This is a genomic window from Halogranum roseipondis, from assembly GCF_059695585.1.
In genome coordinates this window covers 819,664-835,694 of the sequence record NZ_CM185235.1, presented here as the reverse complement: position 1 = coordinate 835,694, position 16,031 = coordinate 819,664, and the positions used below count along the sequence as shown (strand labels likewise).

Sequence of the window (16,031 nt, the reverse complement as noted above, 5' to 3'; positions counted from 1 at the left end):
AACCGGGAACGTATTTATCGCACGCCCCGTCACACCGGCGTATGTACGACTTCGTCGTGGTCGGCGTCGGTCCCGCCGGCGCCCGGTTCGCTCGCCGCGCCGCCGAGGCCGGATACGACGTGCTCGCGCTGGAGAAAGGCGAGGTGGGGACGCCGCTGGCCTGCTCCGGCCACGTCAGCACCGACATCTGGTCCTACGTCCCCGACGACGCCCAAGACCGCCTCCTGCAGAACCGCGTCTACGGCGCGAACTTCCACGTCGGGGGCCCCGAGAGCGACGCCAACCGCTTCTACAAGACCGAGGAGGTGTCGAACGTGATCGACCGCGTCGAACTCGACCGGACGCTCGCCGCCGCCGCCCGCGACGCCGGTGCCGACGTCTGCGAGGGGCACACCGTCACCGCGGTCGACGAACACGCGACGCACGTCACCGTGACGGCGAGCGTCGGTGGCGAGAGCCGAGAGTTCGAAGCGAAGATGGTCGCCGGCAGCGACGGGCCGATCTCCCGGGTCCGGCGAGAGGTCGGACTCCCCGAACCCGCCGAGAAGCTCCACGGCGTGCTCGCGTTCACCGACGAACCGGACTTCGGCGACGACGTCGCCGTCCACCTCACCGTCCCGCGGTTCTTCGCGTGGCGCATCCCCCGGGGCGACGCGGGCGTCGAGTACGGTCTCGCCGCGCCGCCGGGCAAGGAGGTCAACGAGCTGTTCGACGTGCTCACCGCGGCGTACGACGTCGAGACCGACCGGTTCTGCTCGGGGGTCATCCCCATCGGCCCGCCGGAGACGGTGACGACGCGACGGGTGTTCCTGCTCGGCGACGCGGCCGCCCAGACGAAACCGTTCACCGGTGGCGGCATCCTCTACGGGATGACCGCCGCCGACCACGCCGTCGCCGAGATCGACCCCGACCACCCGCGGACGCTGGCCGACTACGAACGGGCGTGGCGGGACGCGCTCTCCCGCGAGATCAAGTTGGGCCACCTCGTCCGACGGGCGTACTCGCTGCCCGAACCGGTCCAACGACTCGGCTTAGGTGCGCTCGCGGGCGAGATCGGCGTCCACATGGACAGACCTTCCTCGTTCTTCTCGCGGGAACATCTCCGGACGCTGCTCTCGCGGTCGTAGTCCGACTCCGGACCCATCCGGCCGCCGGTCGCCTCGACGTTCAGCGATACGTTGGGAGTCGGCCGGACCGGTCGCTCCCCTCGACGAACGGGAGTTCGACCCGCTCTGCGAGCACCTCGTCGCCGTCGACGCGCACCGTGAGCGCCGCGTCGGCGTCGAGGTCGTAGTCGACGAGCGCGAGCGCGGCGGGCCCGTCGAGACTCGGGCTGTCGACGGCGCGGGTCACCTCGCCGACGGCGGCGTCGTCCGCGAAGACGGCCGCCTCGCCGGCCGGCAGCGACTCGGGTCGCAACCCGACGAGTCGCTGACTCGGCTGCCCGCGGTTCTCGACCTTCGAGACGACCTCTTGGCCGACGTAACAGCCCTTGTCGAAGTCGAGCGCGTTCCGGAGGCCGAGCACGTTCGGCAGTCGTCCGGCCAGTTCCGTCTCGAACAGCGGCGTCCCCGCCTCCAGCGTCAGCGACTCCCAGGTAGCGTGGCCGAAGGGGGCCGACGCGTTGCCGTAGGTGAGCAGTGCGTCGAACAGCGTCTCGGCCTCGTCGGCCGAACAGACGATCTCGTACCCCTCCTCGCCGGTGAGTCCGTCGCTGGCGACGACGGTGACGCCGACGTCGGCGATCGAACCGCGGACGAACGAGAGGTGGGGTTCGGGCGCGCCGGCGTGGTTGAGGACGCTCGCGACCTTCTCGGTCGACTGCGGGCCGTGGACGCCGAAGACGGCGAAGTCCTCGGAGGCGTCGCGGATCTCGACGTCCTGAATGAACACGTTCTCCCGCCAGTCGGTGACGAGCGGTTCGGCCTGCGCCGGCGGCGTGAAGAGAAGCAGGCGCTCGCCGGCGTTGTAGACGTACATGTCGGTCTCGATGCGACCCTGCGGATCCAAGAGAAGCGCGTAACAGCCCTCGCCGTCGGTCGTCGGGACGCGGTTCGACACCGCGTTGTCGACGAACTCGACGCGGTCGTCGCCCTCGACGAGGACGACGCCGTAACCCATCTCGATCGCGCCGACCCCGTTTCGGACGGCCCGATGTGCGACTGCCGGGCGGCCGTAGTCGCGAACGACCGCTCGGCCGCCACGCTCTTCGAACGTCGCGCCGTGGTCCGCGTGGAAGTCGCGTAGCACAGTCATCGCTCGGTCGTACGGGGGCGATGGATAAAACGTCCCGTCATCGTCGCCGACGTTCGTCGAGAGGAGGTTCGCTCGTTCGTCGCGCCGGCTCAGAGTCCGAACTTCTCGCGGACGACGTCGAGAATCCCCTGTTCGTCGTCCTGTCGCTCCTCCGGGTCGGGGACGACACGGTCGTCCGGGCGGATACGGATGCGCTCGTTGGCGTTCTCGACGTTGATGAGGTTGTCGTCCTTGAGTTCGCCTAGCGCCGCTTCGATCGTGTCGATGTCGGCGTCGACTGCCGCACGGAGCTCGAAGACGGTCATCCCCTCCTCCGCGCGGTCGACGAGTGCATCGAGGACGGCGACCTCGACGTCGCCGCGGTCCCGATACTCCCGCTTCGCTCTCATACCCACCCCAACGAGCGCGGCGGTTTTACGCTTACCGGCGTGAGCGGCGCCTGTCGGCCGGGGGCGTCTGACGCTCGGCAGACGGAGAGGAGGTAGGTTTTAGTCTTGGACCTCGGAAGGTGCGTGCAATGGGACTCAGGTGTCTACTCGGGCACGATTTCGCCGACCCCGAGATCGAGCGCGAACGAGAGGAGGAGGGTGAGGAGATGGTCGTCACCGTCCGCGAGGTGAAGACCTGCACGCGGTGTGGACAGACACGGATCATCAGCGAGAACAAGGAGGTGACCTCGATCCGACCGGCCTCGGAGGTGCCGGGGTTCGAAGACAGCGAGACGACAGCCACCGAACCGGAGACGCAGGCGGAGGCCCCGACCGCCGAGGAGTCGGAGTGGTCCGAGCCGAACCCCCACCCGGCCACCGAGGGGACGTCCGACGACCCCACGACCGTCGACTCGTCGTTCGGAGCCGAGACGGAGTCGTTCGAGGCCGACGCGGAGTCGTTCGACCCCCCAGAGAGCGCCGAGGAGGACGACGGTATCATCCTCGACGAGGAGGAGGAGCCGGCCGAACGCCAACCCGGCGAGTGGCCCGACGCGGACGACGTCGACCGCGGCGACGGTCGGATGCCGACGCTCGAAGAGGTCGAGGGCGAACTCGACGCGGACGGAGACGAGAGCGAGTCGCGTGCGTGGCCGGAGCAACAGGGCGAAGACGAGGGGTTCGCGGCCGAACCGCACGCCGACGACGAGGGTGTCGAGGTCGACTTCGGCGACAAACTCGCCCCCGAACTCTCGGAGGACGACACCGTCGAGGAGGGGTACGACGCGGAGTTCATCGGCAACGCGGAAGACGAATCCACCGGGAGCGGCGGGACCTCGGGTGGGTTCACGCGTGCGGAGACGCTCTCGCGAACCGACGCGTCGGAGGTACCGACGGAGTACTTCTGTCCCGCCTGCGAGATGACGCGCGCCGCATCCCAGTCGTCGATGCGTGCTGGCGACATCTGCCCCGAGTGTAAACACGGCTACATCACCGAGCGCGAACGGTAACCGGCCACCGTGCGGAGACGTGTCGCTCACCCACCGCGGTTCCAGTAGCAACCTTTTTGTACGAAACCGCTGCTGACGCCGGTTTCGACGGCTGACAACAGCCTGCACGCGATTCGAACGACGAAACAGGTAAACCATCCCCTACCGAACGGCCTGTCATGAAGGAGTACAAGATGCGCCGCGGTGAGACGCTCGACGAACGAATGCCCGACCTCGAAGCGAGTATCGAGGAGTACTTCGGCCCCATCACGGGCACCGACGAGTACCGCGGCAGCGACCTGTTCGTCGTCGGCGAACCGAAGAACCCCGTCTTCACGAAGATCGTCGCCGGCGCAGTCGAGTACAGCGGCAAGAAGGACAAACTCGCCGTTCACTTCGAGGAGCGCTCGGCCGAGGAGGTCATCGCCGAGGGGCTCGCCGACCACGCCGCCGACGCCGTCAACGTCAAAAACGAGTTCCTGCTGGAGGCGACCGGTCGTGACGCGAAGTCGCGCCGCGACTCGATGAAACGCGCCGTCGAGGACGACGCGCCGGATTACTGAACCTCGACCTTTTTTCAACGCGGGGAATCGCAGGCCTTCGGCCTGCTCAACCCCGTTAAAAAAGCTCGGCCAAAAGACCCGCTCGCGAGGCTCACTTCGCTCCCTCGCGTACAACGTTCTTTGACTTTCCAGCGACCGCACCGCGGCAGCGACGGCCCTACCGCTACAACCGCTCGGGCTGCCACCCGCCGTCGATCTCGACGTTCTCGCCGCTGATGTAGTCGCTGTCCTCGTCGAGGAAGAACAGCAGCGCCTGCCGGAGGTCTTCGAACCGCGCCCACCGACCACGAGGGGCGTCCGCGGGGAACTCGTCGGAGTTCTCGACGACGTACGGCGAGACGGCGTTGACCGTGATGCCGTCGTTCTGCGTGTCCGTCGCCAGCATCCGCGTGAACATGAGCACGCCCGTCTTGGCGACGAAGTACGGGAAGTTCTTCGGGTGGACGAGCGCCTTCTCGCTGCCGGCGTAGCCGACGTTGACGATCCGCCCCCACCCCTGTTCGCGCATCGCGGGGAGCGCGCGCTTCGAGCAGAGGTAGGTGCCGTTGAAGTTCGTCTCCAGCACCGTGTTCCACGTCTCGAAGTCGATCTCCTCCCAGTGTGAGGGGGCGAACGCGCCGACGTTGTTGACGAGCACGTCGACCGGGCCGAGATCCTTCTCGACGGCGTCGAACATGGCGTCGACGGCGTCCGGCTCGGTGACGTTGCCACGAACCGTCGTCGTCTCCGGCGCGCCGCGCTCTGCGGCCGCCGCGGCGGTCTCTTTCGCTTCCTCGGCGCTCGTGTGGTAGTGGACGGCGACGGACGCTCCCGCCTCGGCGGTCGCGAGCAGCAGTTCGCGACCGATCCCCTTCGCACTCCCCGTCACCAGCACCGTCCGTCCCGTCAGATCGGGCGACAACATGTCTCTCCTCTCACTCGCGTCTCCCAAAGCCCTCCCGGTCGGGAAAAGCTACAAGTAGTGTGAGGGAGTCTCTCGTGACGAGTGGTAACGCACCTTCTCGTCAAATGTTTATTCAGTACCGAGTAAACCTCCCGCCACGTTTAAGAAGGAGAGGCGTCAATCGGGTCGTATGTCACTCGACACGATTCTGCTCGCCATCGGTCCGAGCGACAGCGACCGCATCGACCGACTCGCCGAAGAGACGATCGACGTCGCCGGCCCCGCCGGTTCGACGGTCGTCCTCGGCCACGTCTTCACCAGGTCCGAGTACGACGACGCACTCGACAAACTGGAGTTCGACACGACGGCCGACGAGGTCTCGCCGGACGACGTCGCTGCCCGCCACGCGACCATCCGCGAACTGACGAAACGGCTCGACGACGCCGGCGTCGACTACGAGGTCCGCGGTGCCGTCGGTGACCACGGGAAGGCCATCGTCGACCTCGCCGAGGCGGTCGACGCCGACCGCGTCGTCGTCGGCGGTCGCAAGCGTTCGCCGACCGGGAAGGCCGTCTTCGGCAGCGTCGCCCAAGAGGTCATGCTCTCGGCGCCGTGTCCCGTCACGTTCGTCCGCGCCGACACGAAGTAGCGTAGCGACGTCGCTACCGACGGGCGCGTTCGCGCCACGCTCTCTCCTGTGCTCGCTCTGCGACGTGTCGGTCCCCGTCGGTGACGCTGTCGCGAGCGACGCGCTCGAACTCGGTGAGCGGCGCCAGAAACGACCCTTGGAACTCCTCGACGACGCTGTAGGACCAGCGGTCGTCCGCCGTCACACCGCGCGGGAGGAGGTCGTCGCGGATGTGATCCGCGAGTGTCGTGTACTCGGCCGCTCGGAGCTCTGTCTCGGCGACGTCGAGGTGGTCCATCCCGTGTCCGATGGCGTGGTGGAACGCGAGCAGATGGCCCTGCGCCCGGAGCATCCACTCGAGGCCGACCTCGACCTCGTGCATCGCGGTCTGTTCTTCGGCCGTCAGGTCGGTCGACGTGCTGGTGTCCGACATATGTCAACGTTGGACACGGCACTCCATAGCCCTTCTCGTCGTTCGGTTCGAGCGAGCAGTTATATGCCGTTCGTGTGACCCCAGGGTATGGAACACGAGATCGACTACCGTCCCTCCTTCGCCCTCCTGACGATCCACCTCGACGCCGAGGAGCGCCTCCGCACCGAGGCGGGGTCGATGGTGAGCCACACGCCGGGTCTCGATGTCGAGACCAACGCCGACGGTGGCATCCTGGGGTCGCTGAAACGGAGCGTCCTCGGCGGCGAGAGCTTCTTCCAGAACACCTACACTGCCCGCGAGGCGGGCCACATCACGCTCGCGCCGCCGCTCCCGGGCGACGTCGTCCGTCACGATATCGACGACGAGACGCTGCTCGTCCAGTCGGGGTCGTTCCTCGCCGCTGACGACGCCGTCGCACTCGACACGGAGTTCGGCGGCGGTCGCACCTTCTTCGGCGGCGAGGGCCTCTTCTTGCTGCGGCTGACGGGCACCGGGCCGACGTTCCTCTCTAGCTACGGGGCGATCCACGAGGTCGAACTCGCCGCAGGAGAGCAGTACGTGGTCGACACCGGCCACATCGTCGCCTTCGAGCAGTCGACGACGTTCGACGTCCGGCGCGTCGGGGGGCTGAAGTCGACGCTGTTCAGCGGCGAGGGACTCGTCTGTGAGTTCACCGGCCCCGGAACCGTGTGGCTCCAGTCGCGCAGTCAGGACGCCTTCCTCGCGTGGCTCGTGCCGAAACTACCGTCGAACACGTCCAACGGGCAGTGAGTTAGGGGGACGGTAGCACGCTTCTCCCGGCCGATTTCCGGGTTAGACAGTCGCACAAAGAATTTAGAACGCGTGTAGTTAAGTGCCGGGGACGTGCCTACATAGACAATGGCCTACTACGTGGGCGTCGACCTGGGGGCGACGAACGTCCGGGCGGCCGTCGCCGACGAGAACGCAGAGATCCTTGGAGTCAGCAAGCGCGGGACGCCGCGCGGCCCGACCGGTATCGCGGTCACCGAGGCCGTGCTGGCAGTCACCCGCGGTGCGTTCGAGGAAGCGGGCGTCGACCCCGAGCAGGCTGTCGCCGCCGGTATCGGTTCGATCGGACCGCTCGATCTCGCGGAGGGCGTCGTCGAGAACCCCGCGAACCTCCCCGACACCATCGACCGCATCCCGCTGACCGGTCCGCTCTCGAAACTCCTCGACACCGACCGCATCTATCTCCACAACGACACCGCCGCCGGCGTCATCGGCGAGCGCTTCTACAGCGACCGCAACCCCGACGACATGGTCTACATCACGATCTCCTCCGGTATTGGTGCCGGCGTCTGCGTCGACGGCAACGTCCTCTCGGGGTGGGACGGCAACGCCGGCGAGGTCGGCCACATGACGGTCGACCCGAACGGCGAGATGCGCTGTGGCTGTGGCCGCGACGGCCACTGGGAGGCGTACTGTTCCGGGAACAATATCCCCCAGTACGCCGAGTACATCTACCACGAGGACACCGTCGACACCGACCTCCCCATCGAGGACCCAGACTTCGACGCCATCGACGTCTTCGAACACGCCGGCGAGGACGACTTCGCCGACTACGTCATCGACCAAGTGAACCACTGGAACACGATGGGCGTCGCCAACGTCATCCAGGCGTACGCGCCGCTCGTCATCTTCATCGGCGGTGCGGTCGCCACCAACAACCCCGAACTCATCCTCGAACCGATCAAGGAGAAGATCGACGACATGGTGTTCATCAACGTCCCCGACATCCAACTGACGACGCTCGGCGACGAGGTCGTGCTGAAGGGTGCCGTCGCGAGCGCACTGACCGGAGGAACGGGCGACCGATCGCGGCTGTAGGGCGCGATAGCTCGGTCGTTTTTCCGCAGATGGAACGGGCGACCGGTCGCGGCTGTAGGCACGACGAAGCGGTGGTCTCTCGCAGAGCGGGATCACGCTGGTTTCCCGCCACGCCTCGGCCGTTCTCGTGTCGGTGTCGACGACGGCACCGCAAGCCACGTCGCTTATCACTGCCCGACACTTGCCTCGTGATATGCGACGACGTGACGTGCTGCGTACTGGACTTGCCGGACTGGGGCTGGCAGTTCTCGGCAGTAGTCACACCGCCGCCCACCCCGGTTCCTACCGACCCTACGGAAGCGTCGCGGTCGACGGCGCGAAGGAGGCCGTCGTCGGCCCGGACGGTCGGTACGTCTTCGTCGCCGCGACCGACGGGTACGCCGTCGTCGACGTCTCCGTGGCCGACCGCCCGAAGGTCGTCGCCGAGCGCCGAGGTCTCCTCTCGGAGCGCGACGGCGGTCCGCTGCGCATGATCTACGACGTCAAAGTCGACGGCGACCGACTGCTCGTCGTCGGTCCCGCCAACCCGCTTCCCGGCGCGCTCGCGGGGATGCTCGTCGCGGACGTGAGCGATCCGACGACCCCCGAGACGGTCGGGTTCTTCGAGACGGACTACCCAATCCACAACTGCTTTCTCGACGGCGACCACGCGTATCTGACCGCCAACGACGGCGGCGAGAACCCCCTCGTCGTCGTCGACGTCGCGGGCAACGAACCGGAAGAGGTCGCCCGCTGGTCGCTCCTCGGGTACGACGAAGCGTGGCGCGACGTGCCGGCGTGGCTCCGATCGACGCACGACGTGTGGGTGCAAGACGGCGTCGCCTACCTCGCCCAGTGGGACGCCGGCACGTGGCTCGTCGACGTAAGCGATCCGACCGCGCCGACGCACGTCGCGCACTTCGGCGGCGTCCCGCGGTCGGAGCTGGTCGACCTCTCGGAGCGCGAGGTGCAGCGACAGGGGACGACCCCGCCGGGGAACCACCACTACGTCGCCGTCGACGAGGACGCGACCCTCCTGGGCGTCGGCCGCGAGACGTGGGCACGGCGGACCGACGACGGCGAACTCGTCGGCGGGCCCGGCGGCATCGACCTCTGGGACGTCGCCGATCCGACCGCGCCGGAGCGACTGGCGACCGTCGAGCCGCCGACGACGGACGACCCGACGCGGGGTGGCGTCTGGACCACCGCCCACAACTTCCAGTTCCGCGACGGCCGACTCTACTCCTCGTGGTATCGGGGCGGCGTCAAGCGACACGACGTCTCGGACCCGTCGAACCCCGAGCAGCTGACTTGGTGGCGTGACCCTTCGTCGGCGAGTTTCTGGACCGCCCGGCTCGCCGTCCCCGGCGAGACGTTCGTCGCCAGCGACATGGGCGTCCCCCGCAACGAGGGGGCCGAACTCTACGTCTTCCCCGACCACGCGGGCGACCAGCGGAACCCGCCGCCGCTCGGCAACGAGACGGCGTCCGACGGCTCGGACGGGTCGAGCGTCATCACCGCGTCGCCGACGCCGACCGGAGCGTCAGCGACCGAGACGAGCGAGGTCGACGCCCCCGGATTCGGCGTCGGTACCGGTCTCGCCGCACTCGGCGTCGCCGGCTGGCGACTTGCGGCCCGCCGTCGGGACTGACTCGCATCCCTCACGATTCTGGATCTCTCACGGTTCTCGTCTCCTTGTGGAAACCACAACATACCCATAGCTGCAGTCCGAAGGGGAGAACAATGACCGACGAGAGCCTCCAGGAGCGCATCGAAAGCTGGATGGTCGGGCAGATGCCGATCATCCAGATGCACGGCGGGACGAGCGTCGTACGCGAGGCGAACCCCGAGACCGGCGAGGTCACCGTCGAACTCGGCGGCACCTGCTCCGGCTGTGGCATCAGCAACATCACCGCCCAGAACATCAAACGCGACCTCATCCTCGACTTCGAGGAGGTCGAAGACGTCACCGTCCGCGTGCCGAGCACCGGCGACACCCAGAGCGGGAGCACCGTCGAAGGTGGCCGCGGCGGCGACCTCCAGTTCTCCAACGAGTCCGCCGAGCACTTCTAACCCGACGCAGAAAAACGTCGTCTTCGCGGTGAAATCACGAAGGCCAGAGAGACGCGAAGCGTCTTTCGCTGATGAAGAAAGTATCAGCCGCCGCTGTTCACGACCGTCGACGCGACGACGCTCGGCGACGAGTGTCTCTCCGGTCCGGTCGAGAGCTGTTCGGGGACGTTCGCTCACCCGCTCGGTACCGACAAACTCGGCCGCGACGTGCTTCTCACGACCGTCGCCGGGATGCAGGTTGCACTGCAGGTGTCGCTGGTCGCGGCGGCCATCATCGTCCCCGTCGCCGTCACCGTCGGAACCGTCGCTGGGTCGTTCGGTGGCCGCGTCGACTCGACGCTGATGCGCTACGTCGACGTCCAACAGACCGTCCCGGCGCTTCTCGTGTTCTTCATCCTCTCGTTTCTCTACGGCCGCGGACTGTTCCTCTTCGTCGTCGTCTTCGGGCTACTGAACTGGGGTGGTGTCGCCCGCGTCGTCCGAAGCGAGGTCCGGAAACGTCGGGACGAACCGTTCGTCGAGGCCGCCGAAGGGTTCGGTGCCAGTCGATGGGGCGTCCTGCGCCGTCATCTCCTCCCGGCTGTCTCGGGCACCGTCGTTACGGCGCTCTCTCAGCAGCTCCCCGTGTTCGTCCTGACGGAGGCGGCCATCTCGTTCATGGAGCTGAACGGCGGCAACCGAGCCTCGTGGGGAGAGACAATCGTCAACGGGCTTCGGTCGTTCCCCGACGCCTGGTGGATCTCGACGGTTCCCGTCGCTACACTCTGTCTTACCGTCGTCTCGATGGTCGTGCTCGGCGACGCGCTCAGAGACGTGTTCGACGTCCGGACGTAGCGTCTCGGCCACACGTTTTTCTCCTCGAACGGAGTATCTCTCTCGAATCATGCGTCACCTACTGGTCGTCCTCTGCTGCGTCTCGCTTCTCGTCCTCACCGGCTGCACCGCGCCCACCACGGACGAACCACCGACGTCGGACGTCCGACTCTCGCTCGACAACGCCGACGCCCAACGGTACGAGGTGACCGTCGCCGTCGTCCCCACCACCGTCGACACCCTCCGCATCACCGGCGTCGACGGCGAGACGCGGACCTACCGCGACGTCCGTGGTCTCGACGCCGTCCCGTCGGCCGTGCTCGGCAACGCCACGGGGTTCACCGCGAGCGGACCGGGCGTCACGACCGAGCGCTACGTCCTCGAACCGGGGACCGGTATCGGCGACGAACTCGCGGACACGCCGCAGAACGCGACGGTGATCTACCTCGTCACGCAACCCGACGGTGCCGACCCGACCCGGTCGTGGGGGGCGGCGACCTGCGGGGGGAGCGAGTTCGCGGAGCTGACGATCCGTATCGCCGACGGCGGTTCGCTCTCGACGGCCACTCACTGCGGGTCGCTCGCGAACTGACGGAGGCGACGACCCCCAGCGTCGATGCGCCCGCTCAGAGCGCCCGCTCCAACGCGGTGGCGACGTTCCGAGCCTTCTCGGCCAGTTCCTCGGACAACTCTCCCGCTTCGACCGCCTCGTCGAGTTCGTCGTCGTCGACCCGCTCGACTCGGCCGTCGGCGTGTTTCACCACGTCGACGTGGAGGTCGACGTACCGGATCGTCTCCGGGAAGCACTCGACGGGCGTACAGACGTTGACGTAGGTCCCCTTCCGCTCGCCCTCGGCGTCGCGGTAGACCGTCGGATACCACCAGCGGCCCTCGCGGAACTTCGTCAGGGCGGTGTCGCCGGACTCGCGGGGGACGCCGAGCGCGTCGTAGCTCCCGCCGGGCGACATCTGTCGTTCGACCGACAGCGTCCCCTCCGCGCCGTCGTAGTCGACGACTTCGCCGCTGCCGAGCAGGATGAGTCGCCCGTCGGGTTTCCCGTGTCCGATACGGACCGTGTCGCCTTCGACGGGGCCGAACTGCCGGGTGACGACGCCGAACGGGAACGCGGCGTCCCCGTCCATCTCGCACAGCGCCTCCGCGAAGTCGACGCCGGCGCTGGCCGACTCGTGGGACGCCTTGATGCGGTGGTGGCCGGGCATCGTCGCCGTCACCGCCCGGCGGTGTTCGTCGAGCGCGAACCGCGACTCGCGGCCGAACCAACACCAGGCCGTCTCGGTGGGTGCGACCAGTCGGCCCGGGTCGCCGACGTCGGCTCCGAGCACCTCGTCGAGTGTCGCCGCCCGTGCTGCGGCCCGTTCGAGCGCGCCGTCCAGCGCGTCCATACTCGCGTCGGTGGCCGAGTGGGACCACCGGACGCCCCACCCCTCCGGAACCTTCGCGCCGAGGAGGTCGGTCATCCCGGCGAGTTCGCGCCCGGCGGCGTCGTCGCGGGTGTCGACGCGCGTCCCCTCCTGTCCGGGGACCAGCGTCGCGAGGCCGGCGAACGCCCTCAGTTCGGTGTCGAGGAGCGGCCGGTCGTCGTCCCACGGCGGCGCAGCCTCCGTCACCTGCACGCGAACGGCGTCGTCGTCGCCGATGTGGTTCGTCGCGTTGCGGAACGGGAGAAACCCCTCGCCGCCGTCGCCGAGGTCGACGACCGCGCCGCTGCCGAGCGTCTCGCGAACGACGCCGTCGAAGACGGCTCCCGTCGGCGCGGGTTCCTGCCAGACGAGCGTGTCGACGCCGACGTCGTGGAGGAGTGAACGCATCGTCTCGACCGCCGCCGGGTCGCCCTCGACGCCGACGCCCTGTCGGTCGTCGGTCGTCGCGAGTTCGACGTCGTGGTCCTCGTCGGGGAGGCGGGCGTCGAACCGCTCGCGGATGGGGTCGGACGCTTGAACGACGTCGTGGCCCGCCTCCAACAGGAGGTGGGTCAGCGACGTGGTGTAGATGCCGCGGACGCGGACCCGGACGCTCATAGGGCGTCTCTGTCGCGGGCGAACCGCACGCGGGCGTCGACGGTCGGTCCCAGTCGGAGTTCGACTTTCTCGTCGCTCAGCACGCGGCCGTCCTCGACCGGGACGCCCCAGGAGTCGAACCGGAGGTACCCCCGCAGCTCCGCGCCGTGGGTGAACAGATCGAGGTACTCGACCTCGTGTTCCTGAACGTCGGTCGCGCTGTGTGCCATCTCCATGTCCGAGTAGAACGTTCCGCCGTCCTCGAAGAACGCCGTCAACTGCTCGGCGTCGCGCTGGACGGCCTCGGTGACGAGCTTCGACGCCTTTCGGAGCTCCTCGCGGCCGAGACCGACCTCTCGCAGCGCCTGCTGCGTGCGTTGGTCGAAGTGCATACGCTCCCTTCGAGTGCCGGGGTTTTCAGCCTACCTCGTCTGCCGCGGACGCTCGACCTGCGGGTGGTCGTCGCAGCGGCGACTCGCCGCCCTCGGCCGGTCTCTCCGGCGAGGTCGCCGCCTCGGGGCCCCGTCAGTTATTCCCCTCCCGTGTGTAGTGGCTGTCATGGCAGAGAGACGGGACGCAGTCGAGGAAGAGACCGACGGCTCGGTCGACCTCTACGACATCTCGACGTGGGAGGAACGGACGTCGCTGGACGGACTCGCGGTCGCGCTGTATCGACTTCTCGCGTGGTCCGCGCGGTTCGTCGTCGTCGTCTCGGCGTTTCTCATCCTCTTGGGTATCGGTGGACTGGCCGCACTGACCGACCTCCAGACGGGGGTACTCACGTTGCTGTCGGCGATCCCCGCGCTCGGACTCGCGGCGTACGTCTACTACAGCGACGTCACCACGGGCGAACCGCTCTCGTTGCTCGTCGCGACGTTCCTGCTCGGCGTGTTGACGGCGAACTTCGCGGCCGTGTTGAACAGCCTGTTCGGCCCGATGTTCCGGTCGATCGCCGTCGTGGGGTCGGTGCTGTTCTTCTTCCTCGTCGTCGCACCGATCGAAGAGACGGTGAAACTGCTCGCCGTCCGGCTCTACGCCTACCGGAGCAGCCGGTTCGACGCCGTCGTCGACGGGGCGGTCTACGGCGCGATGGCCGGGCTCGGCTTCGCGACCATCGAGAACTCGCTCTACATCGCCCAACAGCTCGGCGAGAACGTCGACTTCGGACTCGGACTCATCGGCGCGGGCGACGGTATCGCGGTCGTCCGCGCGCTGGCCGGTCCGGGACACGTCATCTACTCGGCGTTCGCGGGCTACTATCTCGGTCTCGCGAAGTTCAACCGCGAGAACGCCGGACCGATCGTCATCAAGGGGCTCATCATCGCGGCGTTCATCCACGCCACCTACAACTCCACGGTCGGCATCGCCTCGAATGCGATCGCAGCGATAACAGGGCTGCCGGGGATCGTCGCGTTCATCGTCTACATCGTCGTCTACGACGGCTTCTTCGCTCTGCTGCTCTTCCGGAAGATCCGTCGCTACACGAAGGCCTACCGGGCGGCCCACGAGAGCGACCACGACGTCGACCGGGTTGTCCGCTCGGAGACGACCGAGTTCGAGTAGTCGGGAGAGAAACGAGACGGGGAAGCTCAGTCCAGTCGGCTGACGTCCGAGAGGACGGCCGTCGCCGTCTCCGGCCCGCCGGCACCGCGGCCGCTGAGGTTGAGGTTCCCGGCGTACTCCGTCTCCAACTGGACGATGTTGCGCGTGCCGCTCACCGCGAGCGTCCCGTTCTGGGGGACGAGCCGCGGCCCGACCCGGACGCCGTCGGGCGTCGCCTCGCCGATGAGTCGGACCGTCCGACCGTCTTCGGCCGCGAGGTCGAGCGCGCTGCCGGGGATGCTCTGGATTCCCTCCACCTCTGCGTCGGCGAGGCTGTAGCCGCCGTCGCCGAGTACGTTCGCGAGGATGACGAACTTCAGCGCGGCGTCGGTCCCCTCCACGTCGAAGGAGGGGTCGGCCTCCGCGACGCCGAGGTCCTGTGCCTCCGCGAGCACGTGCTCGTAGCCGAGTCCCTCGGCGGCCATCCGCGAGAGGATGAAGTTGGCCGTCCCGTTGAGCACGCCGCGTGCGGCGGTGATGTGCGTCGACCCGAAGTCCGCGACGGTCGAGAGCACGGGGATCGCGCCGCCGACGGCGGCCTCGAACTGGACCGTCCCCGCGCTCTCGGCTTCGAGCGCGCGGAGGTCGTCGTAGCGTTCGGCGACGGGTCCCTTGTTCGCCAGCACGACGTGTCGGTCGGTCTCGAGCGCGTGGCGGACGTGCGAGAACCCCGGTTCGGCGTCGCCGAGCGTCGTCGGCGTCGCCTCGACGAGAACGTCGTACTCGGCGGAGAGCGCCGCCTCGACGTCGAGGTCGCCGACGACGCCCTCTCGTTCCTTGCGGTCGAGCACCGTCGCCGGGTCGAGGCCGTCGGCGTCGACCGCTGCACTCGACGAGTCGGCGACGGCCGTGACGACGTGGCCGTACTCGCCGGCGAGTTCGACCACCGACCGGCCGACCGCGCCCGCACCGAGGACGGCGATACGGAGGCTCATGCGGCCACCTCCGTGAGCGGTTCGACGACGTGTAACTCCTTCTCGTCGGCCACGTCGCGGACGGCCGCGAGTACCTCTTCGGTCTTGCCGGCGCGCGTCGCCAGTCGGAGTCGGGCGCTGGAGACGTCGTCGGTCCCCTGGGGTGCCGAAAGCGAGAAGTCGGTCACGGTCGCGTCCGTACAGCTCTGGATGCGCCGGAGCGTATCCGAGAGGTCCGTGTCGATGAGGTGGCCGACGAGCAGGATGCTCAGCTCCTCGCCGTAGCGCTCCGCGCCGGCCTGGATGACGTTGACGCCGTTGTCCCGCAGCGCCTCGACGATGGTCTCGAAGCGCTCCGGCGGACACTCGAGGTCCACCTCCACCGGGATGCGGCCGCGCGGCGTGAGGTTCCCCCGCTCGTGGAAGATCGACAGGAGGTTCCCGCCGTTCTCGGAGATGGGCGCGAGCGCCGCCAGCAGCTGTCCGGGTTCGTCGACCAGTTCCAGTCGGATCGTGTGAGCGTGTGGCTGTTCGCCGCCGTCCGTCTCGGCGACCTCCTCGTTCGCCTCGTCGCTCATCGGCCACCCTCCGTGGCACGCGTCGC

19 protein-coding genes are annotated in these 16,031 nt (G+C 68.1%); 11 read left to right on the top strand and 8 right to left on the bottom strand.

All coding sequences use genetic code 11. From position 1 onward, the window contains the following. Positions 1–41 precede the first annotated feature (41 nt). The gene (locus EOHIBHHM_RS04485) at positions 42–1,127 is read left to right on the top strand and encodes a geranylgeranyl reductase family protein (RefSeq protein ID WP_497255024.1); all 1,086 of its coding nucleotides are present in this window, start codon (positions 42–44) and stop codon (positions 1,125–1,127) included. Positions 1,128–1,167: 40 nt separating this feature from the next. Here EOHIBHHM_RS04485 and ygfZ read toward each other — a convergent pair whose 3' ends face one another. Together ygfZ and EOHIBHHM_RS04475 are read right to left on the bottom strand one after the other, a co-directional pair. Beyond that, entirely contained in the window at positions 1,168–2,256 is a 1,089-nt protein-coding gene (ygfZ, locus tag EOHIBHHM_RS04480) for a CAF17-like 4Fe-4S cluster assembly/insertion protein YgfZ (protein ID WP_497255022.1), read from the bottom strand. An 89-nt stretch (positions 2,257–2,345) separates the two neighbouring features. After that, positions 2,346–2,645, bottom strand: coding sequence for a DUF6432 family protein (locus EOHIBHHM_RS04475; protein ID WP_497255020.1), 300 nt, complete (start codon positions 2,643–2,645; stop codon positions 2,346–2,348). A 128-nt stretch (positions 2,646–2,773) separates the two neighbouring features. Between EOHIBHHM_RS04475 and EOHIBHHM_RS04470 the strand changes: the two genes are divergently transcribed. Together EOHIBHHM_RS04470 and EOHIBHHM_RS04465 are read left to right on the top strand one after the other, a co-directional pair. Then, on the top strand, positions 2,774–3,694 hold the full coding sequence (locus EOHIBHHM_RS04470; RefSeq protein ID WP_497255018.1) for a DUF7093 family protein: 921 nt from the start codon (positions 2,774–2,776) through the stop codon (positions 3,692–3,694). Positions 3,695–3,852: 158 nt separating this feature from the next. Continuing rightward, positions 3,853–4,236, top strand: coding sequence for a DUF5611 family protein (locus EOHIBHHM_RS04465; RefSeq protein WP_089822088.1), 384 nt, complete (start codon positions 3,853–3,855; stop codon positions 4,234–4,236). 163 nt (positions 4,237–4,399) lie between these two features. On the opposite strand, the gene EOHIBHHM_RS04460 is transcribed toward EOHIBHHM_RS04465, so the two are convergent. After that, on the bottom strand, positions 4,400–5,140 hold the full coding sequence (locus EOHIBHHM_RS04460; protein ID WP_497255016.1) for an SDR family NAD(P)-dependent oxidoreductase: 741 nt from the start codon (positions 5,138–5,140) through the stop codon (positions 4,400–4,402). A 169-nt stretch (positions 5,141–5,309) separates the two neighbouring features. Between EOHIBHHM_RS04460 and EOHIBHHM_RS04455 the strand changes: the two genes are divergently transcribed. Then, entirely contained in the window at positions 5,310–5,768 is a 459-nt protein-coding gene (locus EOHIBHHM_RS04455) for a universal stress protein (protein WP_497255014.1), read from the top strand. A 13-nt stretch (positions 5,769–5,781) separates the two neighbouring features. Here EOHIBHHM_RS04455 and EOHIBHHM_RS04450 read toward each other — a convergent pair whose 3' ends face one another. Next, on the bottom strand, positions 5,782–6,180 hold the full coding sequence (locus EOHIBHHM_RS04450) for a hypothetical protein (protein WP_497255012.1): 399 nt from the start codon (positions 6,178–6,180) through the stop codon (positions 5,782–5,784). A gap of 87 nt (positions 6,181–6,267) precedes the next feature. Here EOHIBHHM_RS04450 and EOHIBHHM_RS04445 point away from each other — a divergent pair, with 87 nt between their 5' ends. The 6 genes from EOHIBHHM_RS04445 to EOHIBHHM_RS04420 all read left to right on the top strand — a co-directional run bounded on the left by EOHIBHHM_RS04445 (position 6,268) and on the right by EOHIBHHM_RS04420 (position 11,485). Continuing rightward, positions 6,268–6,951 (top strand): TIGR00266 family protein, encoded by a 684-nt coding sequence (locus EOHIBHHM_RS04445; RefSeq protein ID WP_497255010.1) that lies wholly within the window; start codon positions 6,268–6,270, stop codon positions 6,949–6,951. A 108-nt stretch (positions 6,952–7,059) separates the two neighbouring features. Beyond that, positions 7,060–8,028, top strand: coding sequence for an ROK family protein (locus tag EOHIBHHM_RS04440; protein WP_497255008.1), 969 nt, complete (start codon positions 7,060–7,062; stop codon positions 8,026–8,028). Positions 8,029–8,221: 193 nt separating this feature from the next. Next, positions 8,222–9,658, top strand: a complete 1,437-nt coding sequence (locus EOHIBHHM_RS04435) for an LVIVD repeat-containing protein (protein WP_497255006.1) — start codon at positions 8,222–8,224, stop codon at positions 9,656–9,658. A 92-nt stretch (positions 9,659–9,750) separates the two neighbouring features. Next, positions 9,751–10,080: a NifU family protein gene (locus tag EOHIBHHM_RS04430; RefSeq protein ID WP_497255004.1), complete on the top strand. Its 330-nt coding sequence runs from the start codon at positions 9,751–9,753 to the stop codon at positions 10,078–10,080. Positions 10,081–10,287: 207 nt separating this feature from the next. Further along, on the top strand, positions 10,288–10,914 hold the full coding sequence (locus tag EOHIBHHM_RS04425; RefSeq protein WP_497255002.1) for an ABC transporter permease: 627 nt from the start codon (positions 10,288–10,290) through the stop codon (positions 10,912–10,914). 49 nt (positions 10,915–10,963) lie between these two features. Next, a complete protein-coding gene (locus tag EOHIBHHM_RS04420; protein WP_497255000.1) occupies positions 10,964–11,485 on the top strand; it encodes a hypothetical protein in 522 nt (173 codons plus the stop codon). A gap of 34 nt (positions 11,486–11,519) precedes the next feature. Here the strand turns inward: EOHIBHHM_RS04420 and EOHIBHHM_RS04415 are convergent, their stop codons facing one another. Next, the gene (locus EOHIBHHM_RS04415) at positions 11,520–12,932 is read right to left on the bottom strand and encodes a ribonuclease FAU-1 family protein (RefSeq protein WP_497254998.1); all 1,413 of its coding nucleotides are present in this window, start codon (positions 12,930–12,932) and stop codon (positions 11,520–11,522) included. Next, positions 12,929–13,303: a DUF7532 family protein gene (locus EOHIBHHM_RS04410; RefSeq protein WP_497254996.1), complete on the bottom strand. Its 375-nt coding sequence runs from the start codon at positions 13,301–13,303 to the stop codon at positions 12,929–12,931. Before EOHIBHHM_RS04410 ends, EOHIBHHM_RS04415 begins: the two co-directional genes overlap by 4 nt. Positions 13,304–13,469: 166 nt before the next feature. Here EOHIBHHM_RS04410 and EOHIBHHM_RS04405 point away from each other — a divergent pair, with 166 nt between their 5' ends. Then, entirely contained in the window at positions 13,470–14,474 is a 1,005-nt protein-coding gene (locus EOHIBHHM_RS04405; protein ID WP_497254994.1) for a PrsW family intramembrane metalloprotease, read from the top strand. Positions 14,475–14,500: 26 nt separating this feature from the next. Here EOHIBHHM_RS04405 and EOHIBHHM_RS04400 read toward each other — a convergent pair whose 3' ends face one another. Both EOHIBHHM_RS04400 and EOHIBHHM_RS04395 read right to left on the bottom strand, forming a co-directional pair. Continuing rightward, on the bottom strand, positions 14,501–15,448 hold the full coding sequence (locus EOHIBHHM_RS04400) for a homoserine dehydrogenase (RefSeq protein WP_497254992.1): 948 nt from the start codon (positions 15,446–15,448) through the stop codon (positions 14,501–14,503). After that, positions 15,445–16,005 carry an amino acid-binding protein gene (locus EOHIBHHM_RS04395; RefSeq protein ID WP_497254990.1) on the bottom strand — a complete coding sequence of 187 codons (561 nt, stop codon included), beginning with the start codon at positions 16,003–16,005 and terminating at the stop codon, positions 15,445–15,447. The genes EOHIBHHM_RS04400 and EOHIBHHM_RS04395 overlap by 4 nt, the downstream gene beginning before the upstream one ends. Between the last annotated feature and the right edge of the window lie 26 nt (positions 16,006–16,031).

Coding starts and splice junctions, on each gene's coding strand:
- EOHIBHHM_RS04485 (WP_497255024.1), top strand. CDS start 42: ATGTACGACTTCGTCGTGGTCGGCGTCGGTCCCGCCGGCGCCCGGTTC.
- ygfZ (WP_497255022.1), bottom strand. CDS start 2,256: ATGACTGTGCTACGCGACTTCCACGCGGACCACGGCGCGACGTTCGAA.
- EOHIBHHM_RS04475 (WP_497255020.1), bottom strand. CDS start 2,645: ATGAGAGCGAAGCGGGAGTATCGGGACCGCGGCGACGTCGAGGTCGCC.
- EOHIBHHM_RS04470 (WP_497255018.1), top strand. CDS start 2,774: ATGGGACTCAGGTGTCTACTCGGGCACGATTTCGCCGACCCCGAGATC.
- EOHIBHHM_RS04465 (WP_089822088.1), top strand. CDS start 3,853: ATGAAGGAGTACAAGATGCGCCGCGGTGAGACGCTCGACGAACGAATG.
- EOHIBHHM_RS04460 (WP_497255016.1), bottom strand. CDS start 5,140: ATGTTGTCGCCCGATCTGACGGGACGGACGGTGCTGGTGACGGGGAGT.
- EOHIBHHM_RS04455 (WP_497255014.1), top strand. CDS start 5,310: ATGTCACTCGACACGATTCTGCTCGCCATCGGTCCGAGCGACAGCGAC.
- EOHIBHHM_RS04450 (WP_497255012.1), bottom strand. CDS start 6,180: ATGTCGGACACCAGCACGTCGACCGACCTGACGGCCGAAGAACAGACC.
- EOHIBHHM_RS04445 (WP_497255010.1), top strand. CDS start 6,268: ATGGAACACGAGATCGACTACCGTCCCTCCTTCGCCCTCCTGACGATC.
- EOHIBHHM_RS04440 (WP_497255008.1), top strand. CDS start 7,060: ATGGCCTACTACGTGGGCGTCGACCTGGGGGCGACGAACGTCCGGGCG.
- EOHIBHHM_RS04435 (WP_497255006.1), top strand. CDS start 8,222: ATGCGACGACGTGACGTGCTGCGTACTGGACTTGCCGGACTGGGGCTG.
- EOHIBHHM_RS04430 (WP_497255004.1), top strand. CDS start 9,751: ATGACCGACGAGAGCCTCCAGGAGCGCATCGAAAGCTGGATGGTCGGG.
- EOHIBHHM_RS04420 (WP_497255000.1), top strand. CDS start 10,964: ATGCGTCACCTACTGGTCGTCCTCTGCTGCGTCTCGCTTCTCGTCCTC.
- EOHIBHHM_RS04415 (WP_497254998.1), bottom strand. CDS start 12,932: ATGAGCGTCCGGGTCCGCGTCCGCGGCATCTACACCACGTCGCTGACC.
- EOHIBHHM_RS04410 (WP_497254996.1), bottom strand. CDS start 13,303: ATGCACTTCGACCAACGCACGCAGCAGGCGCTGCGAGAGGTCGGTCTC.
- EOHIBHHM_RS04405 (WP_497254994.1), top strand. CDS start 13,470: ATGGCAGAGAGACGGGACGCAGTCGAGGAAGAGACCGACGGCTCGGTC.
- EOHIBHHM_RS04400 (WP_497254992.1), bottom strand. CDS start 15,448: ATGAGCCTCCGTATCGCCGTCCTCGGTGCGGGCGCGGTCGGCCGGTCG.
- EOHIBHHM_RS04395 (WP_497254990.1), bottom strand. CDS start 16,005: ATGAGCGACGAGGCGAACGAGGAGGTCGCCGAGACGGACGGCGGCGAA.